The organism is Flavobacteriales bacterium, from assembly GCA_020435415.1.
GTDB lineage: Bacteria > Bacteroidota > Bacteroidia > JACJYZ01 > JACJYZ01 > JACJYZ01.
The window spans coordinates 1-21,435 of record JAGQZQ010000060.1 but is presented as its reverse complement, the minus strand read 5'-3'; the positions used below and the strand labels follow the sequence as shown (position 1 = coordinate 21,435).

At 46.1% G+C, this 21,435-nt stretch carries 21 protein-coding genes; 9 read left to right on the top strand and 12 right to left on the bottom strand.

Annotation, left to right across the window (positions count from 1 at the left end):
- The 4 genes from KDD36_10290 to thrA form a co-directional block, all read right to left on the bottom strand.
- On the bottom strand, nucleotides 1–464 hold a 464-nt coding region (locus KDD36_10290), incomplete at its 3' end, for a DUF4919 domain-containing protein (GenBank protein ID MCB0397034.1).
- 28 nt (nucleotides 465–492) lie between these two features.
- Nucleotides 493–1,794: a threonine synthase gene (thrC, locus tag KDD36_10285; GenBank protein ID MCB0397033.1), complete on the bottom strand. Its 1,302-nt coding sequence runs from the start codon at nucleotides 1,792–1,794 to the stop codon at nucleotides 493–495.
- Nucleotides 1,795–1,827: 33 nt separating this feature from the next.
- The gene (locus KDD36_10280; GenBank protein MCB0397032.1) at nucleotides 1,828–2,757 is read right to left on the bottom strand and encodes a homoserine kinase; all 930 of its coding nucleotides are present in this window, start codon (nucleotides 2,755–2,757) and stop codon (nucleotides 1,828–1,830) included.
- A gap of 11 nt (nucleotides 2,758–2,768) precedes the next feature.
- A complete protein-coding gene (gene thrA, locus KDD36_10275; protein MCB0397031.1) occupies nucleotides 2,769–5,213 on the bottom strand; it encodes a bifunctional aspartate kinase/homoserine dehydrogenase I in 2,445 nt (814 codons plus the stop codon).
- A gap of 445 nt (nucleotides 5,214–5,658) precedes the next feature.
- Here thrA and KDD36_10270 point away from each other — a divergent pair, with 445 nt between their 5' ends.
- Complete coding sequence (locus KDD36_10270) at nucleotides 5,659–7,059, top strand: DUF5106 domain-containing protein (GenBank protein MCB0397030.1); 1,401 nt, start codon at nucleotides 5,659–5,661, stop codon at nucleotides 7,057–7,059.
- A gap of 11 nt (nucleotides 7,060–7,070) precedes the next feature.
- On the opposite strand, the gene KDD36_10265 is transcribed toward KDD36_10270, so the two are convergent.
- The 7 genes from KDD36_10265 to KDD36_10235 all read right to left on the bottom strand — a co-directional run bounded on the left by KDD36_10265 (nucleotide 7,071) and on the right by KDD36_10235 (nucleotide 13,983).
- On the bottom strand, nucleotides 7,071–9,185 hold the full coding sequence (locus KDD36_10265) for a hypothetical protein (protein MCB0397029.1): 2,115 nt from the start codon (nucleotides 9,183–9,185) through the stop codon (nucleotides 7,071–7,073).
- Between the two features lie 169 nt (nucleotides 9,186–9,354).
- Nucleotides 9,355–10,059: a diphthine--ammonia ligase gene (locus tag KDD36_10260; protein ID MCB0397028.1), complete on the bottom strand. Its 705-nt coding sequence runs from the start codon at nucleotides 10,057–10,059 to the stop codon at nucleotides 9,355–9,357.
- Nucleotides 10,059–10,610 carry a hypothetical protein gene (locus tag KDD36_10255; protein ID MCB0397027.1) on the bottom strand — a complete coding sequence of 184 codons (552 nt, stop codon included), beginning with the start codon at nucleotides 10,608–10,610 and terminating at the stop codon, nucleotides 10,059–10,061. The genes KDD36_10260 and KDD36_10255 overlap by 1 nt, the downstream gene beginning before the upstream one ends.
- A 72-nt stretch (nucleotides 10,611–10,682) precedes the next feature.
- Nucleotides 10,683–11,552 (bottom strand): hydroxymethylglutaryl-CoA lyase, encoded by an 870-nt coding sequence (locus KDD36_10250; GenBank protein ID MCB0397026.1) that lies wholly within the window; start codon nucleotides 11,550–11,552, stop codon nucleotides 10,683–10,685.
- Nucleotides 11,527–12,579: a quinone-dependent dihydroorotate dehydrogenase gene (locus KDD36_10245; GenBank protein ID MCB0397025.1), complete on the bottom strand. Its 1,053-nt coding sequence runs from the start codon at nucleotides 12,577–12,579 to the stop codon at nucleotides 11,527–11,529. Before KDD36_10245 ends, KDD36_10250 begins: the two co-directional genes overlap by 26 nt.
- A 47-nt stretch (nucleotides 12,580–12,626) precedes the next feature.
- Nucleotides 12,627–13,073 carry a hypothetical protein gene (locus KDD36_10240; GenBank protein ID MCB0397024.1) on the bottom strand — a complete coding sequence of 149 codons (447 nt, stop codon included), beginning with the start codon at nucleotides 13,071–13,073 and terminating at the stop codon, nucleotides 12,627–12,629.
- Nucleotides 13,074–13,092: 19 nt separating this feature from the next.
- Nucleotides 13,093–13,983: a hypothetical protein gene (locus tag KDD36_10235; GenBank protein ID MCB0397023.1), complete on the bottom strand. Its 891-nt coding sequence runs from the start codon at nucleotides 13,981–13,983 to the stop codon at nucleotides 13,093–13,095.
- 175 nt (nucleotides 13,984–14,158) lie between these two features.
- On the opposite strand from KDD36_10235, the gene KDD36_10230 reads away from it, so the two are divergent.
- The gene (locus tag KDD36_10230) at nucleotides 14,159–14,632 is read left to right on the top strand and encodes a DinB family protein (protein MCB0397022.1); all 474 of its coding nucleotides are present in this window, start codon (nucleotides 14,159–14,161) and stop codon (nucleotides 14,630–14,632) included.
- A gap of 6 nt (nucleotides 14,633–14,638) precedes the next feature.
- On the opposite strand, the gene rlmD is transcribed toward KDD36_10230, so the two are convergent.
- Nucleotides 14,639–15,760, bottom strand: a complete 1,122-nt coding sequence (gene rlmD / locus KDD36_10225; GenBank protein ID MCB0397021.1) for a 23S rRNA (uracil(1939)-C(5))-methyltransferase RlmD — start codon at nucleotides 15,758–15,760, stop codon at nucleotides 14,639–14,641.
- Nucleotides 15,761–16,023: 263 nt separating this feature from the next.
- On the opposite strand from rlmD, the gene KDD36_10220 reads away from it, so the two are divergent.
- The 7 genes from KDD36_10220 to KDD36_10190 form a co-directional block, all read left to right on the top strand.
- Nucleotides 16,024–16,767 (top strand): shikimate dehydrogenase, encoded by a 744-nt coding sequence (locus KDD36_10220; GenBank protein ID MCB0397020.1) that lies wholly within the window; start codon nucleotides 16,024–16,026, stop codon nucleotides 16,765–16,767.
- 113 nt (nucleotides 16,768–16,880) lie between these two features.
- Entirely contained in the window at nucleotides 16,881–18,290 is a 1,410-nt protein-coding gene (locus KDD36_10215) for a tetratricopeptide repeat protein (protein MCB0397019.1), read from the top strand.
- Nucleotides 18,287–19,069: a phosphosulfolactate synthase gene (locus tag KDD36_10210; protein ID MCB0397018.1), complete on the top strand. Its 783-nt coding sequence runs from the start codon at nucleotides 18,287–18,289 to the stop codon at nucleotides 19,067–19,069. Before KDD36_10215 ends, KDD36_10210 begins: the two co-directional genes overlap by 4 nt.
- A gap of 12 nt (nucleotides 19,070–19,081) precedes the next feature.
- The gene (locus tag KDD36_10205; GenBank protein ID MCB0397017.1) at nucleotides 19,082–19,396 is read left to right on the top strand and encodes a rhodanese-like domain-containing protein; all 315 of its coding nucleotides are present in this window, start codon (nucleotides 19,082–19,084) and stop codon (nucleotides 19,394–19,396) included.
- A gap of 10 nt (nucleotides 19,397–19,406) precedes the next feature.
- Nucleotides 19,407–20,333 carry a DUF368 domain-containing protein gene (locus KDD36_10200; protein MCB0397016.1) on the top strand — a complete coding sequence of 309 codons (927 nt, stop codon included), beginning with the start codon at nucleotides 19,407–19,409 and terminating at the stop codon, nucleotides 20,331–20,333.
- A gap of 105 nt (nucleotides 20,334–20,438) precedes the next feature.
- Nucleotides 20,439–20,858 carry a hypothetical protein gene (locus KDD36_10195; protein MCB0397015.1) on the top strand — a complete coding sequence of 140 codons (420 nt, stop codon included), beginning with the start codon at nucleotides 20,439–20,441 and terminating at the stop codon, nucleotides 20,856–20,858.
- 52 nt (nucleotides 20,859–20,910) lie between these two features.
- Nucleotides 20,911–21,435: Gfo/Idh/MocA family oxidoreductase (locus KDD36_10190; protein MCB0397014.1), on the top strand; the 525-nt coding region annotated here is incomplete at its 3' end.

The window sequence follows — 21,435 nt, the reverse complement described above, 5'->3', positions numbered from 1 at the left end:
GATTCTCCGTCGCCGCTATTGGCAATCACGGTAATGAGTTCGGACATCTGTCTGATATACACCGGCACCTGATCCTCATCCCCCAATCCCTGGTGAGCGATGAACATCTTCACCACCACCCCGAGGTTTACCGCATACTCTTTTAAAACTGCCTCACCAAGGGTTACCGCTTCCGAAAAATTCTCGGAAGCAAATGCCTCATTGAATTGCTTCTCAGTTTCTGAAACGGTTACCGGATTATACTGATCTGAGTACGCCTGTCCATAGTAGAGGAACTTATAATGCTTGAAGGTCATGGTTGTATCCTGCTCCTGAAAACGCTTATACAGTATCGGGAAATAATATTCCGAGGTGGAATCCGTAGACAAAATCTCAATCTCACCAAAATTGATATTGGACACCTGTTGGGCAAACATATGCGCCGGAAACAAGCATGCGACAACGACGGAAACAAGGTACCTCATAACAGGATGATCAAATATTCTATGTTAACTATACGGGCAGGTTATTCATAAAATCCTTTAACGCTTCGAGCGTTGCCGGTACACTCGTGGCCTGTTTCTTGCCTTCCAATATCTTGGAGAGGCGTTCTGGCATAGGGACCTTTTCACCGGTCACCTCTTCTACCACCTCAGGAAATTTGGATGGATGCGCAGTTTCCAGGAAGAATCCCTGTGCACGGTTAGCAGACAAGGATTTCTTTAAGGCCAGGTATCCAACCGCACCATGTGGGTCAAGGCGATATCCGGTTTTATGAAAGACCTCCCCGATGGCTTTTCTGGTCATCTCATCAGAATACCGGTCTCCCGTGATCACTTCACGAATCTTTTCGATATCATTATTAAACAATTCCAGTATACGTTCGAAATTGCTTGGTGCGCCTACATCCATGGCATTAGAGATGGTCTTCACGGAAGGCCTGGGCGTATACACCGATGTTTCAAGGTACTCAGGAACCACATCATTGGCATTGGTGGCCGCAATAAACTTATCAATCTTCAAACCCATCCTTCGGGCCAGTAATCCTGCGCAAAGGTTTCCATAGTTCCCGCTTGGCACACACACGTAGGTCGGATCATCGGATGGCGGAAGTTGTCCGACGCCGTGAAAGTAGTAGATGGATTGGGGAATAAAGCGGGCGACATTGATAGAATTGGCACTGGTCATACGAAACGACTTCCGCATAAATGGATCATTGAATGCTTCCTTGACCATGCGTTGACAATCATCAAACACTCCATCAACCTCCAGGGCATGAATGTTGCCACCGAGGGTGGTTAGCTGTTTCTCCTGGGCCGGGCTTACTTTTCCCGAGGGATACAGGATAATCACCCGGATACCATCAACTCCGTAAAAGCCATTGGCCACTGCACTTCCGGTATCACCCGATGTGGCGACAAGCACGTAGGTATGTTGATCAGCACCCTTCACGTAATGGCCCAGCAAACGCGCCATAAACCGCGCGCCTATATCCTTGAAAGCCAGTGTGGGTCCGTGAAAAAGTTCAAGTGTCCGTATACCGTCATCCACATCTACCAGCGGGATATCAAAATCAAGTGCTTCAGAAGCGATATTTTGAACCTCATCGTCACTCAGACCGTCACCAAAAAAGGCACGAATGACCTCATATCCTTTCTCCTGTAAGGATACATTCTTAAGATTTTCAAAAAAAGAAGATGGTAAAACGGGAATTGATTCGGGCATGTACAATCCGCCGTCTCCGGCAAGCCCTTCCATGATGGCCTGTTCCTGACTCACCACATGTTGACGGTTTCGTGTACTGTAGAATTTCATCTTAACTCTTAATTCTTATTTCTTAATTCTAAATTACTTTATGATGCCTGGTCCATTCGGATTCACCCTGGACGCGTATGCTTCACAAGGGACTTTCAGGCGTTTGTATGTATTCTTCATGACCTCCGCCAGGTGATTGGCAGTCTGCATATCCTTTGCCAGTGCAAAGATCGAGGGCCCTGATCCGGAAATACTGCATCCCAGCGCACCTGCTTTCATGGCCTCCGCTTTCACCTCATCAAAACCAGGGATCAATATAGATCGCGTGGGTTCAATCACTACATCATAGAGAGACCTGCCGATCAATTCATAATCCGCCAGCATCAACCCAGCGACGAGTCCTGCAGTGTTTCCCCATTGTGTTACGGCATCCCGCAGACGAATGTCATTCCGCAGGATCTTGCGTGTATCTTCCGTCCGGACCTCAATTTGCGGATGGACCACAGCACAGAACAGTTTCGGAGGATACGGGATGGCAATCACATCCAGGGGCGTATAACTGCGCACAAGTGTAAACCCTCCCATCAGGGCTGGCGAAACATTATCCGCATGTGCGGTACCACTGGCAAGGCGCTCCCCTTCCATCGCAAACGGGATCAGGTCTTTTACGGAAAACGGCTTACCCAGCAACTCATTTGCTGCGAATACCGCACCTGCGGAACTTGCTGCACTTGACCCCAGTCCGCTGCCGGGTTTGATCTTCTCATGGATCGTTATGGTAAAGCCCTGATTACTGCCAAGTGCATCCAGCATACATTGAAGTGCGACACCAGCGGTATTTTTAGAAGGATCAAGAGGTATCTTCTTCTGGCTGGATGTGTTTTTTATTCTGATGCCGGGTGTTTTCTCAAGCCTGGCAGACATCCTGTCTCCGGGCCTTTCAAGGGCAAAGCCCATGATATCAAAACCGCACGCCACATTGGCGACGGTGGCCGGCACTTGAATATGAATCTCGTTCTTCATCAGGTCAATTATTAAACGCTAACCCTTACAATGTCTGCCAGAACACCGGCCGCGGTCACTGCCGCTCCGGCTCCGGCTCCTTTTACCACGAGTGGTTGGCTGGCATATCTCGAAGTGGTAAACAACACGATGTTGTCGCTTCCGTCGATATGATAAAAGGGATGATCGGAAGTATACTCTTTTAATGCGAGTACTGCCTTTCCCTTCTCATAGGTAGCCACATACCTCCATTTACATTTTCGTTTTTCCAATGCGCTTCTTTTCTCTTCAAACTCCTTATCATATCCTTCAAGCTCTTTGAAGAAACCGTCTACATCTTTGGCTTTCCGCACCTGTGCCGGCAAAAAGTGGTCTACTTTCACATCCTTCACCTCCAACTCGGCACCGCTTTCACGTGCAAGTATGAGAATTTTTCGGGCTACATCTGTTCCGTAAAGATCAATTCTGGGATCGGGTTCAGCATACCCCATCTCCCTGGCGACCTTCACTGTTTTGCTCAAACTGCTCTTGGGGCCAACGGTATTGAACAGGTAATTGAGTGTTCCTGAAAGTACTGCCTCGATCTTGTGAATTTTATCCCCACTCCGGATCAGGTCATTAAGGGTACTCACCACCGGAAGTCCGGCACCCACGTTCGTCTCGAAAAGAAAACGTGCACCCCTCAGGGCTGCGGTACGTTTCAGGGCCTTGTATTTTGCATATGCAGAAGAACAGGCGATCTTATTCGGTGTCACCACGGAGATACTCTGATCCAGGGCCTGCTCATAGACCGATGCCACCGTTTCATTGGATGTACAATCAACCAGAACGGAATTCCTGAGGTTACACGCGTACATCCGTTCCATGAACTTCTGGAAATCCGCCTTTTTTCCGTTCTTACTCAAAACCTCACTCCATTCTCCCAGCGCCACACCTTCCTTGTCAAAGATCATTTTCCTGGTATTGGTCAAACCCACAACCCTGAGTTCAAGGTGATGATTCTCCAGCAGGTATGCAGATTGTGAACGGATTTGTTCAAGGAGCGTTCCGCCGACGGTTCCCGTACCCACGATAAACAGGTTCAGGGTTTTCATATGGGAAAGGAAAAATCCTTCATGAATGACGTTGAGCGCTTTGGATATGTCCCTTTTTCCAACGGCCAGACTGATGTTCAACTCAAAAGACCCCTGGGCTATCGCATGAATATTGATACCGTTCCTGCCCAGCGAACTGAACAGCTTACCTGCCACACCCGGGATCCGCCTCATGTTCTCACCTACCACCGCGACAATAGACATCCCTTCTTCCACGCGCACAGCTTCGATGTGGCCCAGGGTCATCTCATTGCGAAACTCTTCTTCGATGGCTTCACAGGCAGTGGCAGTATCCGACGGGCGGACGGCAAAGTTGATCGAATGCTCCGATGAGGCCTGTGAGATCATAATCACACTCACCTTATGGCGTGCCAGTGCTCCGAACAACCTCATGGACACCCCTGCCACGCCGATCATCCCACTTCCGTGAAGGGTTAACAGGGACACATCGTCAATGGAAGATATGCCCTTGATCCCTACCTCGGTTGATGAAGTCTCTTTGCTCACCAGGGTTCCCGGAACATCCGGATTGAAAGTATTCAGAATTCTGAACGGAATTCCCAAATCCATCACCGGTTGTATGGATGGAGGATATACCACCTTGGCACCGAAGTGACTGAGTTCCATGGTCTCTTCATATGACAACCGGGGAACCGGAAAGGCTTTGGCCACTTTTCGCGGATCCGCAGTCATGATACCATCCACATCCGTCCATATCTCGAGTTCCGAAACCTTCAACGCCGCCGCCAGAATAGCTGCGGTATAGTCCGAGCCGCCCCTGCCTAACGTCGAAATATGGCCATCCTTGGTAGATGCGATAAAGCCAGGAACAACCTGGAGGCTTTTTTCATTTTTAAAGTGTTTCCTGATGAGGCGGTTGGTTGTGTTGAAGTCTACAGTGGCATTGCCATAATCATTCGCTGTTCGTATCAAAGAAGTCGCATCGGCGCATGCCGCATTAACACCGGCATTTTTAAGGGCTTCACTGATAATGTACGACGAGAGTCTTTCTCCGAAGCTAAGGATAAAGTCCTGTGTTTTGATGCTGAGCTCGCGAACCAGGTAAATGCCGTGAAGCACATCATCCAGTGCATTCAGCATCACCTTGGTATTGGCCAGGACCCTGCTTTGATCGGCCACCTTAACCAGATCCCTCACGGCCTGAAGGTGGCGAAGTTCAAGTTTTTCCAAATCGTTGCGATACGAACGATCCCCGGAAGCCGCCACCCGGCTTAAATTCAACAATTCATCCGTTACACCGCCGAAAGCGGAGACAACGACGACCACCTTTTCCTTTTTCATGCGGGACTTTACGATCCCTATCACCTTGTTGATGACTTCAGGCGATTTGACTGAAGTACCACCGAACTTTAATACGCGCATATTGAATTATATAAACTGTATCATTGAACTTATTTAGTCCACTGCCAAGTTATGGACGACAAACGTTATAGATGGATATATGATTCAGACCCCCAAAGGGGTAATCGTGAAGATAATGCCAGTGGTAGATACCACAGCTGCTGGCAGGATGCCGAAGGACGATATTGAAGCGTTGTATGGGGAGTAGTTTCTCATTTTTCTAACAAGCTGGGGCAAAGGTAATATTATTTCCGGATGGTCCATCCCAGGTATGTAACAATAAACCGTTAAATTAGGAAGTCCGTTATGTCTGATAAGATCATCCTTATAACAATGCGCTTTGGCCTGTTCTTTGATTCTATTAATTTTGATCGCATACTCAGGGAGGTTTTCCGGAGTTAAAAAAACGAAGTACATAAAAGTCCCGTACAAAAAACATCTTGAAAATATAAATCAGACCTATCCAATGAATACATTAATAAGGCTACTTGTTATTCTGTCAATGCCAACCCTGGCGCTTGGGCAGGGTTACAAGATATCCATGAGAGTTGAGGGGTTAAAAGACACCGTATGTTATCTCGGACACTATTATGGCAACAAGCAATATGTGATGGATACGGTAAATGTTGACTCGGAAGGGCGGTTTGTATTTGAGGGAGAAGAAGATCTTCCGGGAGGCATATATCTGGCGGTTATGCCGGGCAAGCAATATTTCGAATTCATTGTAACGGAACAGAAATTCAGCATGTCTACCACGAAAGCGAATGTGGTCAAGAACATGACGGTCAAAGACAGCTATGAGAACGAACGGTTCTATAAATACCTGAAGTTCATGGTTGAGAAACAGAAGGAAATCGACCCGATCAAAAAGGATTTAGAGAAGGCCAAGGAGGATGGAAAATCGACCAAGAAACTGGAATCGCAGCTAAAAAAGATCAATGAAGAGGTTCAGCAATACAAGCTCGATGAGATCAAGAACCACCCAAACGCCTTCATATCTAAAGTTTTCATTGCCTCAAGGGATGTTGAAGTTCCGGATCCACCAAAAGACAAATCCGGCCAGATAGACAGCACCTGGCGATACCGCTATTACAAGGAGCATTATCTGGATAATATCGATTTTAGCGATGACCGTTTGCTGCGCACCCCTATTTTCCATGAAAAACTGGAAACATACATCACCAAAATCACCATGCAAATGCCGGACTCCATTATCAAGGAAGCCGATCGGCTTGTAGCCCGTGCACGTGCGAACAATGAAGTTTTCAAATATGTGGTCCACTTCATCACCAACCACTACGAACGATCCAAATACATGGGCATGGATGCAGTGTTTGTGCATATGGCGCTCAATTACTACAACAAGGAAGATGCTTTCTGGGTAAGCGATGCACAATTGGTGAAAATCAAGGACAGGGCCACAACCCTTAACAGGCTATTGATCGGAAAAGTAGCACCTAACATTCTGATGAAAGACCTGGATGGCAAATACGAAACCCTTCACGAGGTAGATGCAAAGTACACGTTGCTCGTATTCTGGGACCCTGACTGCGGTCATTGCAAAAAGGCCATGCCTAAGATCAAGGCGACATACGAAAAGTTCAAGGGTGATGGATTGAAGATATTCGCCGTATGCACAGAAACCGAAGAAGAGAAATGGAAAAACTATATAGAAGAAAAGGGGCTTATGGAATGGACCCACGTTGCGGATCTCGAATTAAAAAACCCGTTCCGCGCGGTTTATGATATTAGCGCTACCCCTAAATTGTTCCTGTTGGATGAGAAGAAGGTCATTATCGCAAAGCAATTGGATGCGGAACAATTGGATGAATTCCTGATGAACCTGCTTAAGAAGAAGGATCAATAACAATTCTCTGGTCACGGTTTGGTTTCCACCTCAAAAAGGGAAAGTGAAATGTTCTTGCCGTCCTTGGTATAGAATATTTGACCGTAGTTGGTGATGATTTTCTTGTATTCTATTGCAACTCCTCCTTTCACAACCACGGTCACTTCCACCGTGTTATTCCTTTCCTGATAACTGTCCAGCTTATGCACGCCTTCACCAAGGTGACTATACTTACCATCGTTAACGGGTTTATCAACCGTTTTCACCTTCTCTTCCTTTGAGATATTCTCAATTTTTGCGAGCTGTGTTTTTGGGTATTCTTCGGAGGGTTTGATACTCAAAGCTTTTTGATACAGTGTTGTGGCTTTATCATAATCCTTGGCACCAAATGCTTTGTCTGCCGCTACGGTTGTATTACGATAATCCTCATCCAGTTTTTTCTTCCGTTCCGCCTCTGCCATTTCTTTCGCTATGCGTTCATTCTCCTCCTTCAACTTTGCTTCCGCCAATTTACCGTCAATTTCCTTGATCCGATCCTTGGGATACATTTCATACGGCTTTATGGATGTTGCTTCCAGGAATGCGCTTTTAGCTTCGTTGTACTTTTGAGAGGTCATCAGATCATCTCCGCGTTTCACTGCATCTTTATATTTCGCATCTTTTTCCGCTTCCGCATCCGCCAGGGCAGCCTGGTTTTTCAATGCCTTATTGATCTCATCAATCTTCACCTGTGGATAATTTTCCTGTGGCTTAATACCCTGTGCCTCTTTATATCCATCCAGTGCTTCCTGGTATTTTTTTTCTTTAAGGGCACGGTCACCTTTGGCAATGGCGTTCAGATATGCCTGATCCGTATTCTTTTCCTTAGCAAGTGCATCAGCCTGATCTTGCTTTAGCTTTTTCATCTCGCTGAGCTTTCCGCTGGCATAGGCATCACCTGGCTTAACTTTTAGTGCCTCCTCATATGCTCCAATGGCAGGATCATAAGCCTTATCACTTGCATGTTTATCGCCCCTGGTAATGGCATCCTTGTACTTAGCCTCATTTTCACGCTCACGCGCTTCTGCCTTATCGACCATCATCTTTTCGATCTCTGCAATACGGTTGGTGGGGTGAGGTTGCGCAGGTTTAATGGTCAGTGCTTCCTGGTAGGTTGTTTTGGCAAGTTCATAGTTACCGGCACCGAATGCTCCATCGGCTTTGGTAATGGCTGCTTCATATGCCTTGTCCTTAGCAGCTTGCTCCTCTTTGGCTTTCAGAATACGATCGATCTCGATGATTTTCGTTTTGGGGTAATCCTCAGAAGGCATTAACTCCTGGGCCTTTTGATAAGATGTCTTGGAGGCAACATAGTCTTCAGATGAGAACAACTGATCAGCTTTGGCAATGGCCTCATTGTATTTGCCTCGCTGATCCTTTTGCTCATTCATCAGGCGATCTATCTCAGCCAGCTTGACCTTGGGGTAACTCTCCGCAGGTTTATAGGTAGATGCTTTGGTATATTCCTCCCTGGCATTGGCATAATCCTGGTTGCCCATCGATTTGTCAGCTTCAGCAATCGCCTTGTTGTACATCAGTTCGATCTTCCTCTCCTCCTGATCACGGAGGGCGAGCGCATGATCCTCTACTGCTTTAAGGCCATCCTTGACCTCTTTATGATACTGCATGTCATAATAGAAATCACCGAAACCACCATCGAAATTCAGAATGGCAACGGGCTTCTTTAGCGGTGTCAGATCCAGTCCCTCGTAGTAGGGAAATATGCGGACATCGAACTTGAACGAAGAAGATATCTCAGCTTCCTTTTCCGGAATCTTGGTGTCCACTTCGATGAACTTGGTCACATAGCTTTCCTTGCTGAATTCTATGCGATACCTGTGGAGATAGGGAAGTTTAAAAACAGCCCTTCCTTTGTCATTCGTATTTTTTGTAAGAAACTGGATACCATCCTGATAAACGGTAACCTTAGCATTTGACAGACCTTCTCCGTCTTCCTTCACGGTACATACCATCTCCAGCGTCCCAACATCCTGTGCACCTACAGGTAATGAGAACCCGGGAAACGCAATACACACAAGGAACCACAAAAGTACCTTAGGTATGGTGTATTTTCCTCCCCACTGTTTCATATCAACACTTCTATGCATCAATGAATGCCCATTTTAACACTCTTCCCCAATATATACAAATATCTGAATAATCAAAACAAGAAATAGTACGATTTATAGCGGTCAACTTGCTAATCCCGTATTATCAAACGGAGATTTACGGAAATGGTTGCCGAAAAACAGGAATTCCAAGCACAGAAAAGGTGCCCTAAGGGTCTAGCAGGTCAGCAAACCAAAAGACCACCTCCTTATCATCATCGGAAGCAGGCGCTGGTCTGGCATAAGTCCTGCCAACGGTTTCCCCGATTTCAAACCTGACGGGGCGGCTATATACGGGACCATCATAAACAAAAGTATGGAACTCTCCATTTTCTCCGCAAGGGTCTACCCCTTCGGGAAGGTCATTTACAAAAGATTCATCGTACGCTCTACCTGCAAAAGAACGATCCAGCTTATCACCGTTAACACAAACAACGATCGCTTTAAAACCAAGCTTTACAAATTCCTGCGCCAGTTCGAATGTATTTCGTTTCCACAACGGAAAGAGCGCACTCATCCCAACTTCATTGAGACGCTTCTCACGATACACCTTAAGATCTTCCAGAAAAATATCTCCGAATGCCGCCGTAGAGATGCCTTCCAACTTCATTTTCTCCACCGCGTTCTTCATCGAAACCTCATATGAATTCATTGAAACATCCTCATCAAGTTCGATGACATTCAGAGGTAATTCCAATGATGCTGCCTGAGATTCAAGAAGATACCTGCGCACCCCATGCATACTTACCCGCTGATACTTGCCGGATACGGTAGTCAGCAGGCATTTCACATCGACTTGCAAAGATTTACGTAAATGGTACAATGCCATTGATGCATCTTTACCACCACTCCAACTTAGAAAACAGGAATTCACTATGCCTTGATAGAGGCAGGGATCAGGTTTCGGAATGCGGAATAACCTCCGAAAAGTACGGCCAGATAAAAAGCATTCCCTAAAAGACTATTCCCAAAATACGGGATCGCTGCTTCATAACACAACATCAAGCCAGCTGCATCATGAGCATACATTCCACTTGATACCCAAACGAAAAAGTTGGTAACAACAAAAAATATCAATGAAGCCAGAAATCCTTTTAACACTACAGGTCGCACTCCCACTTTACTGTGCATCTTCACACCCATGTAGGTAATCAGTGCAAATGTGCTGTAAATGACGATGCGTCCTATAGAGAAAAAGTCATATCCAAACATAAAGGAAAGCGCAAGGTCACTGATCACCAATGCAGTCAAAGGCATCAGATATGCCAATCGCTTATCATTTACCACTGCACCTCCGAACAGGGCCATAGCCGCTATCGGAGTAAAATTAGGCCAATGAGGAACCAACCTTGACAAGGCTGCAAAAAGAATCATTCCTCCGATAACGATTAATGCTTTGGTATTCGACCTGTTCACTTCCATCATTTACGCTGATTTTTGCCAAAAATAATAAATAATATCTATCCTAAAGTTTGCACTTACAAATCGATTTCAACATCACCCCATGAATACGTCTGCTGCCTTGATCAAAGCGTGATCAAATGCTTCCCTATTCACTCCGGTATCGCAATCCCTATCGTCCATGAAGTCCAGTAAATGTTCTGTTGCAATATTTCCGACCAGTTCATCTTTGGCCATCGGGCATCCTCCAAATCCGCGAATCGCACCGTCGAATCTCCTGCATCCTGCTGAAAAAGCGGCCTCAACCTTTGCCTCCCACGCATCAGGCCGGGCATGAAAATGCCCTCCAAATGTCGTCTCCGGGAAGTCCTCAATAAGAACCGAGAAAAGTTCTTTGATGGTATCCGGTCCTGCCTCACCAACAGTGTCTGCCAAGGATATAATGTCCACTTCCTCCTGCACCATACGATCGATATAATGACATACAATGTCCGGATCCCACATATCATTGTAGGGATTACCAAAAGCCATGGATATGTATACAACAAGTTCTTTTCCATTTACCTCACAAAGGTTATGCATCTGGAATACGCTTTCAAGAGCCTGTTCAATGGTTGTATTCAGGTTGCGTTTGAGGAATGTCTCTGAGACCGAAAAAGGGAAGCCCAGCACATCCACTTCTTCCAATCCCGCAGCTTCTTCAGCGCCACGCAAATTTCCCACGATTGCCAGCAACTTCGTGTTGGAATTCGCATGATTCAACTTTCCAAGCACTTCCCTGGTATCCCGCATTTGCGGAATCGCTTTGGGAGACACGAAGCTTCCGAAGTCCAGGGTATCAAAACCAACCGTCAAAAGTTGATTGAGGTAATCTGCCTTGGTTTCAGTTGGAATAAATTCCCGGATCCCCTGCATGGCATCCCTCGGACATTCAATGATATCAACGACCTCTCTGGATTCCTTCATACTTAATGATCTCTTTGCAAATTTTCTTAATCAGGGCCGGGCCTTCATAAATAAACCCGGTATAAATCTGAACGAGTGATGCTCCAGCCTTCAGTTTTTCGACTGCATCCGTTGCGGAATGGATTCCTCCAACGCCAATGACCGGAAATGCATGACCGGATTTTTCACAAAGGTAGCGAATGACTTCTGTTGAGCGATCAACAAGAGGTTTACCACTTAAACCGCCTGCTCCGATCTTTTCTATTTCCTCAGCAGGCGTCTGCAAACCTCCCCTCTCTATGGTCGTGTTGGTTGCAACCACCCCATCAATGCCGGTTTCCTTAACAATGGTAATAATATCATCCAATTGCTCATTCCTAAGGTCCGGTGCAATTTTAAGCAGGATCGGTTTACGATGTTCCTTTAATGCATTTTTCACCTGTAGTGCAACCAGGATCTTTTTCAAGGCATCTTTGTTTTGGAGCTCCCTTAATCCCGGTGTGTTTGGTGAGCTCACATTCACAACAAAATAGTCTACGAATGGAAACAGTTTTTCAAAACAGATTTCATAATCCTGCTCTGCTTCTTCATTTTCAGTGACTTTATTCTTTCCAATATTCCCGCCAACGATCACTTTGCTAAATCGATGGCGAAGTCTCTTAGCCGCCTCATCCGCACCATCGTTATTAAAGCCCATTCGATTGATCAGTGCCTGATCCTTGGTGAGTCTGAATATCCTGGGCTTGGGGTTTCCGGACTGTGGTAGTGGTGTCACCGTACCAATCTCTATAAATCCAAATCCGAATGCTGTCAGTGGATCGATGAGGCGAGCATCCTTATCAAAACCCGCCGCCAAGCCAACCGGGTTGTCAAATTGGATTCCGAACACCTCCCGTTTCAGGGACACATCCTTCGGAGTATATATATAAGCGCAAAGAGAACGGACACCCGGGATCAGGAATAATTTCCGGAGTACTGAGAACAGCAACCAGTGCACCGTCTCAGGCGAAAGTAGAAAGAGAAAAGGTCTAATTAATAATCTATACATGCATCTATCAGGTATCGGATATCACAGATGCATCTAATAAGGTATACTTACTCGGCGAGTTTATCCAGAACACCTTTTTTGTATCCGATCAGAACACATGAACATCCCCTTCCGACACCATTTTTCACACCGGTTTCAAGGATCATGGTAAACTCTTGTGTTGTGTTCACCACAATATCCCAAACCTGAGCATTGTTATGTTCTGTATTATCAAAAACCACATTGCCATTGCCATCCAGCAATTTCCATTCGGTATTTCCGATCTTATCGTCCGCACATGTGATGATCCGGTATTGTTGTCCTCCGTTCAACACCATGTGCAACTCACCACTTGAGCCTTTGTCAAGCACAGACTGGTAAAGTCTGCCGTTGGGCAGAAAATCGCCCAGCTGAGGCACACATGAAGATTTTGCCAGCCCCTTACATTGTGCAAAGGAACTGCTTACGCCAAGCACAACAAAAAATACGAGACCCAATGCTAATTTGCGGTACATATGCTACGGATTTTATGGATTAATTCACAATTAACGCTCTCAACTGTTCAATTTTTCCGGTGATTTCCGCCAGGTTTTCCGGTGAGATCGTCACATTACTTGATCCTCCAACCCGGGTCATACCGGCATCATCTTTGGTTTCAACCTCCGGTGCAGAGTAACTGATCTCCACTGCTTCAAAGCTGGCCTTGATACCCTCCAGACCCGAAATAATTTCTGCTGCGTCCAGATTCTCGCTGCCCTGTAATTTCAATAACAGAACCAGGTTTTTCAGGGTGAGCTTTTGCTCCGCAATACGCTGAACCATGGCTTCCGTATTCTTACCGTTCTTTTTAGCAATCTGGGTAGATAGGTACATGCCTTCTACCCATCCACCGGCAGCCATTAACGCAGAGGTAACCGATCTCTCATTCTCTGACAGATATGTATCCGCATCCCAGTAGAACTGGGAAATTATCCGCAACAGACTATCTCTGTTTGCAATATTCTTTTCGAGTTGCGTAAGGAAATCTTTCTCAAAAGCACCTGTCATTCCCAATTCATCCGACAGTCCTTTGATCACATTGAGATAATCACGGGACTTCTGTGTCTGATCAAAAAGCGCTACATAACTCAGATCCGCTCCGTATACACCCAGATTGGTAGCCTTTTTCACAGTGGTTGTGTAATTTGATACTTTGGAGGGCGCATTCATCAGCGCACCATTGAAGGGAACATCCGTGGTTTCAATCATATTCACTACTTCCATGGGAGAAGGGGCCGCATAGTATACGACATTCTCATGAGAAACCTCTGTTGTGGTATCAACGGATTCTCCTTGTGCCTCACCTTCGCCTTCACCCGATCCTGGGCCACAGGCACTCAAAAGAACCGTAAATGAAACACCGAAGAATAGCAGGTTTTTTTTCATAACATTAGTGATATCAATGGGAACGATCAGGGATGCAGGTGAATAACTTTGATACAGACAAATGTAATGAAATTTTTAAATGACGAAAGTTTGATTCTCACCTACAGAAATAGCCCCTTGCCCGCGTTTCCCGTCTTTGATTAATTCTGTTAATTTGGCTTTAAAATCAATTTCGATGGATCAAGAATTTGAGACATATATAAAGGAAGGGATCATGTCCGATCTTGCAAAACTGTCTGCAGGTCAACAACCGGAATGGGGTGTTCTCACCCCACAGCATATGATTGAGCACGTTATAGGAAGCTGGCGCATTAGCAATGGCCGATCCAAAGCTCCACTGGCAATCAGGGAAGATGCCATCCCTGAGCGCCTCGAGTTCCTGCAAAGCAACAAGCCATTTGAACGCGGGATCAGGAACCCCATCATGCCTGCCGGTTTGTGGCCCCTACGGAAACCAGGCCTGAAGGAAGCGACAGAACAACTAGCAGATGAAATACGGGAGTTCTTCGTTTTTCACAGAACACATCCGGACGTTCGCCCTATCCATCCCCTGTTCGGCCCCCTGAACCGGGAACAGTGGCTGCGATTTCAATACAAACATCTTAAACATCACTTCTCGCAGTTCGGTATTCCGTTCTATAAGCCTTAACGGTTATCAGGAAACACGGCTGAGTTCTGTGACGAGCTCCGCATGAGGCGTCTGAGGAAAGAGGTCGAAGATGGCAGCAGAGGTAACCTCGTAGCCTGCATCTCTGAACTGAGACAACTCCATACCGAACTGTTTCGGATTACAGGAAACGTAAACAATATGATCGGGTTGACGTTGCAACAGGCGACGAATAGCTTTCGGAATCATCCCGCTTCTTGGCGGGTCCAGGATGACATCGGTGGGTCTATCCGGAAGCTGTACAAGGTGGATATTCTTGATGTCCATTTCTATGCAACGTACATTGGTACAACCATTCTCCTGCACGTTTTTCCCGGCACTTTCGACCGATCCCGAATGCGCTTCCGCGGTAATCACTTCCTTATAAAGGTCGCTGCAACAAATTCCAAACACCCCTACACCACCATAAAGATCCAATAAGACATCTCCGTTTCTGGACGCCAGACGCTCCCTCACATATTTCACCAATTGTCCCGCCATCACAGTATTATTCTGGAAAAAACCCTGGGAATGAAACTCAAATGGCCGCCCAAGGATTTCCTCTTTCAGAAACGCCTCACCTTTTATCACTTTGATCTTTTCTGCAACGCTGACACCACTTTCCCTGGGGGTGTAACCGATGATCACCTGATCTGCCGTGGTTTTATCTGCAAATTCCTGCACCAATTGCTCGGCCTCAACAACACCCGGACTTTCTTCATTGATAACAAACGTAACCGATGATGCCAATGCCGGTGTCCGGATCACTGCATTTTTGAACGTCCCGGTTTTTTGCTTCACCTCAAAGGCGTCTGCCCTTGGGGCCACCCATTCATTCACCTCTTTCATCAACTCGTTGAGTCGCTTGTTGGAGATAGGGCAAGCATCAAGGGTTACGGTTTGCCACCACTTACCCTTTACACGCTGACCAATCTTCCCATCTCCAAAAATGAAATCCATCCTGTTCCGATAGCCATATGGCTCATCATGATGGATCGTTATATTTTCCGGGGACACACCGATATACGACGATATCTGATCCCTTTTCTGTTCCAGTTGTTCCTGGTAGCTCATATCCTGCAGACTGCAACCACCACAAACGCCGAATTTATCACATGCCGGATTTGTCATTCCGCAAAGAAAGGAAATGTACCTCAAATAATCCCAGATTATGCATTAGGAAGCGCTTTTCGCGCTGAACTAGCTGAACTATATGTATTAGCTGGGGTTATCCCGCATTAGAAAATCAAGAATGTATTCCGAAGCATGCAATTGGTATCATGGATTTTCTTATGCGTCATGCAATTGTTTTTTCTATTGCATGATTTAGGATATTAACCAGGAAGTCCTGAACTGCACCAATCGGTTTGAGAAAATGCATTTACCTTTGGGGGATGAAAAAATATGGTTTGATCGGATACCCGCTAGGGCACAGCTTTTCCAAAGGTTATTTCACGGAGAAATTCGAGCGCGAGGGAATGGCCGATTGCGAATACAATAATTACCCCATAGATCACATTGAACGATTCCCCGAGGTATTGGAAAAGGAACCGGATCTGAAAGGGTTGAATGTAACCATCCCGTATAAAGAGGCCGTGATTCCATATCTCGACGAATTGGACCCGGTGGCGGCTCAGATATCCGCTGTCAATGTGATACACATTTCTTCCGATAAAAAACTGACTGGTTTTAACTCCGATGCATACGGTTTTCAACAATCACTTAAACCATTGCTGGGTCCGGAACACCGAAAAGCCCTGGTCCTGGGCAGTGGCGGAGCAGCCAAAGCCGTATTATATGTATTGAATGCAATGGGACTTGACATTTTACAGGTGGGACGTGAAGCCGGAAGGGATAAAATTGCATACGATCAATTGGATGAACGCATCATGAAGGAACATTTGGTGATCATCAACACAACGCCTCTTGGCATGTATCCTGAAGTCAGCGCATGCCCACCCATTCCCTATCAGTTTACCGGGCCGGGTCATATCTTCTTTGACCTTATATACAATCCTGAGGTAACTCAATTCATGCAACACGGATTGGAGAGGCATGCCGTTGCAAAAAACGGCCTGGAAATGCTTCGTCTGCAGGCAGAGAAAGCTTGGGAGATCTGGACCAAAAATCCACGATAAGTTCCTGTAACAAGTCGCGACATGGAAGATTTGCCAACAGGATTCTGTTAAAAACAAAATCCCACAGCCACGACCATTTTTGTTACATTTGTAATCAAAGCAGAGCCTATCGTATGTTTTGGCAAGAAGCCAGTCCGAACCAAGACCCAAAGACCCCTAAATCCGTTCAGCGATTTGAGCGGATGAAGTTGGATGGAAGACTGACTTTTTTTGATGCACTGGAACTCGAGGACATCATCCAATTCTATATGGGTTGCAACAACCCCAGAAAAGCACTGGAAGCAACCCGTTACGCAGTTCAGCAATATCCTTACAGTACCAATTTCTTGCTTACAAAGTCCCAATTGCTTGCATCGACAGGAAGAATGCGGATGGCATTGAAAGTACTCGAAAAAGTAGAAAGCATTGATCCGCTCACTTCTGAGTTATTTATTATCAAAGGGGCCATTCTTTCAAAACTCAATCATCATAATGATGCCCGGGAATGTTTCAATCAGGCCATCTTACATTCGGAACATCTGGATGTGACTTATCTTGATATAGCGCTTGAATGTGAAAACCTGGGTAACTTCAAGGAGGCCATCAATTTTCTGAAGAAGTCATTCGACGCAAATCCACGCAATCCCCAAATATTAAGGGAACTGGCCTTTTGTTTTGATGTAACCGACCAGGTCGAGGAAAGCATCCGGTTCCACAGTTACCTGATCGACAACCAACCCTACCATGAAACTGCCTGGTACAACCTGGGCATTGCATATAGCAAACTGGAAAAATTCGAGAATGCACTTGATGCATTCGAATACGCCACACTGATCCGGGATGATTATGCAGATGCCCATTTCGAGATGGGTGAAACGCTTTCTGCCCTGGGGCGCCGAAACGATGCCATCAAGGCTTATGAGAAAGCATTGGATCATCAGCCATCATCCAGAACACTTTATTGCATTGGCGAATGCTGGGAAGACCTGGAAGACTATGGCAAAGCTGCACGTTATTATAAACGTGCGCTGAGAAAAGAACCTGATATGTCCGACGCCTGGTTTGGATTGGGCATCGTCAGATATCATCAACTTCAGTATTCCGAAGCCATTCAGCATATCCGAATGGCCATTCGACTTGATGAATACAATAGTGAATACTGGCATTTCATGGGAGAAATCATGCAAATGCAAGGAGAATTTACCGAAGCTGAAGAGGCATTCCGAAATGTGATCCGACTGGAGCCATTTACCGCATCAGTCTGGATTGATCTTGCGACCAGCCTGATATCACAGGGCAGGAATGAGGAGGCGATTCAAACCGCTATCGAAGGCAGCCGGGAGCATCCGGATTATGCCAAGCTTTTTTATCATATTTGCGGTTACCTTATGAACAACGGTCAGATCAAGGAAAGCTATCATTATCTCGAAGAGGCATTAAGTCTGGATTATAAAGGACACAGTGTATTTCTGGAATCCTTTCCGCAGCTGGTAGCCGACCCTCATATCACGCACCTGATCGAGCTTTACCAACCAAGTAGATGAATTTTGAATTACCTCATATTCCGGAAAGGCCTACCCAGCCGCGGACACATGGTGTAACCATGATGATGGACAAAGGTCTGAGCCTGAGACAAGCTGAAGACTTTTGCGAAGCCTGCGGACCATACACGGATTTTGTAAAACTGGGATTCGGAACCGCTCTGATTGCTACGAAACTTGAAGAAAAACTGGCCATCTACCGAAACGCAGGACTAAAGCCTTATTTCGGCGGTACGCTTTTCGAAGCATTCACCATTCGAAAAAAGGGAAAGGATTACCGGAGCGTGCTGGACAAATACAAAATGGATGTTCTTGAGATTTCCGATGGATCCATTGTCCTGGAACACGATAAAAAATGTGAGCTTATTCAGTCGTATGCTAAGGATTACACCGTATTCTCAGAAGTAGGTTCCAAGGAAGAAGGCATCCTTATCAGCCCGGGCAAATGGATCAAGATGATGCAAACGGAATTGGAGGCGGGGTCATGGAAAGTGATTGCAGAAGCAAGGGAAAGCGGAACGGTGGGTATTTACAGACCCAGCGGCACGGCACACGTTGCACTTGTTAACAAAATTGTAGCCAAGGTAAAACCCGAAGATATCCTCTGGGAGGCACCAAAGAAGGCGCAGCAGGCATGGTTTATCAAGCACTTCGGCCCCAACGTCAATCTTGGAAATATTGGCCCGGATGAAGTTATCCCGCTTGAAGCCCTCCGACTGGGACTCCGGGGTGACACCTTCTTCGAATTCCTTCCTTCTAAATTGGTGAAACGCCAATCCTGAAAACCATATATCATGAAAGAGATCACCCCGGAATCACTCAAAAATATTTTGGACACCCAGGCAGTTACATTGCTTGATGTCAGGGAAGCACATGAACGTGAACAAGCCAATATCCGTGGAATTCACATCCCCGTAAGCCAGGTAATACATCGCATCAACGAGATACCAAAGCATGAAGAAGTGGTGGTATATTGTCGCAGTGGCGCCCGATCCGCTTCCGTGATCCAGGCACTAACCTCTATGCATGGATACCAGAATCTCACAAACTTAAAAGGTGGTTTGCTTGCTTATGCCAAAACGGTAGACTCATCCCTCGAAGTCGCCTAATACCAATCTCATGAAAAATTACCTGATCATTGGTCTGAAAGGCATGGCCATGGGAGCGGCAGATGTCGTTCCAGGCGTTTCCGGAGGGACGATCGCATTTATTTCCGGAATTTATGAACGGTTGATGAATGCCATCAAAGCGGTAAACAAAAACACCATTACCCTTCTGTTTAAGGGAAAAATCAAGGAGGTATGGGAACAACTGGATGGTTTCTTCCTCGTGAGCCTCGTCGCTGGTATTGGAGCAAGCGTGTTGATCCTATCAAAAAGAATAACCTTCCTGCTGGAAACCTACCCTATTCACCTCTGGTCGTTCTTCTTCGGGCTTATCATCGCATCAGCGTTGTTTGTGGCAGGAAAGATCAGAACATGGAACTGGAAATCAATCATTGGAATTATAGGCGGTAGCATCGTTGCTTTTATCATTACCTCCATCGCTCCTGCTGAAACACCCAACAACCTTGGGTTTATCTATTTATGTGGCTGCATTGCCATTTGCGCTATGATATTACCCGGTATTTCAGGAAGCTTTATCCTGCTCATTATGGGGAAGTATGCCTTCATCATGGGTGCATTGAGCGACCTTAACCTAAAGGTGATCCTTACGTTCATTGCCGGATGCATTACCGGTTTACTCAGCTTTTCACGGATTCTGTCCTGGATGTTCAGGAAGCAACACGATGCGACCGTAGCCCTTCTTACCGGTTTTATGATCGGCTCCCTCAACAAAGTCTGGCCTTGGAAATTTACCGTTGAAACATTTACGGATCGCCACGGAGTAACCAAACCACTTACACAAAAGAACGTCTGGCCCTTTGACTACCACGCGGAACCATACCTGATCTGGGCGATTGCACTGTGCATACTCGGTTTTGTGCTGGTATTCGGACTTGAAAAACTAGGCAACCGGAAGAATCCGGCCGAACCTGCCGTTTGATTTCCTGAGAAAAATCATGTCTTGTAATGACTCCCCTCATCATAAGGGAGGCTCAATGAAGTTACTTTTACCCCACAATTTTCAACCAACTCAAAACATTACTGTATGAATACTTCTTCAGAAATCAACCAGGGTGAAATTCAAATAAACCTGCACAAAGATGCGTCAGGAAAAAAATCACTTAAAGACCTGGGCTTAACAGAAACTTTGTTATTACTGGAAGGTGGATTCCTGAGAATTCAAATACGCCTGGATGGTGTGGGAATGAACGACTACTTCCATACACCTACCATTCAGATCGCCTACAAGGAAAACACCGGCGAGACACATTGGCAATGTGAATTTAACGGAGAAACGATCCTCGACAGAATGGATCACCATGGCAACAGTACCGTACTGTTACTCAACCGTGGAACCCTGGAAAAACTTGAGCATCACCACGAGAACACGTTGATTGTTCACGGTGAGTTTCCGGAAAAGATCCATATCGATACCGAAGCATCCTTTATGCATTTGCTCAAATAAAGTGTAGCGGCATTTGCCCAAGATTTCGCATTTTTGCGCGGTCGATAACGTCATGGGCATGAAAATAGGAGTGCTGGGTGCCGGGCATCTGGGAAACATACACCTTAAACTACTTGCGGAACTGCAGGAATGGGACGTGGTGGGCTTCCATGATCCGGATATCGAAAAAAGCAAAGCAGCAAGTGAAACGTACGGCATTGCTAGTTATTCCTCCGTGGATGAACTGGTAAGTGAATGTGATGCGCTGGATATCGTAACCCCTACCCTTTCTCATTTCGAATGCGCTAAGCTTGCGCTGGCCAACAACAAGCATGTCTTTATTGAAAAGCCGATTACGAACACCCCGGAAGAGGCATTGGAGTTGGTGAAAATGGCAGCTGACTCCGGACGTGTTGTTCAGGTGGGACATGTGGAGCGTTTCAACCCGGCGTTTACATCGGTTCGTGAGCATTGTTCACAACCCATGTTCATCGAGGCACATCGTCTTGCCGAATTTAATCCGAGAGGCACGGATGTCTCCGTAGTTCTGGATTTGATGATCCACGATATTGACATCATTCTCAGCCTGATATCTTCC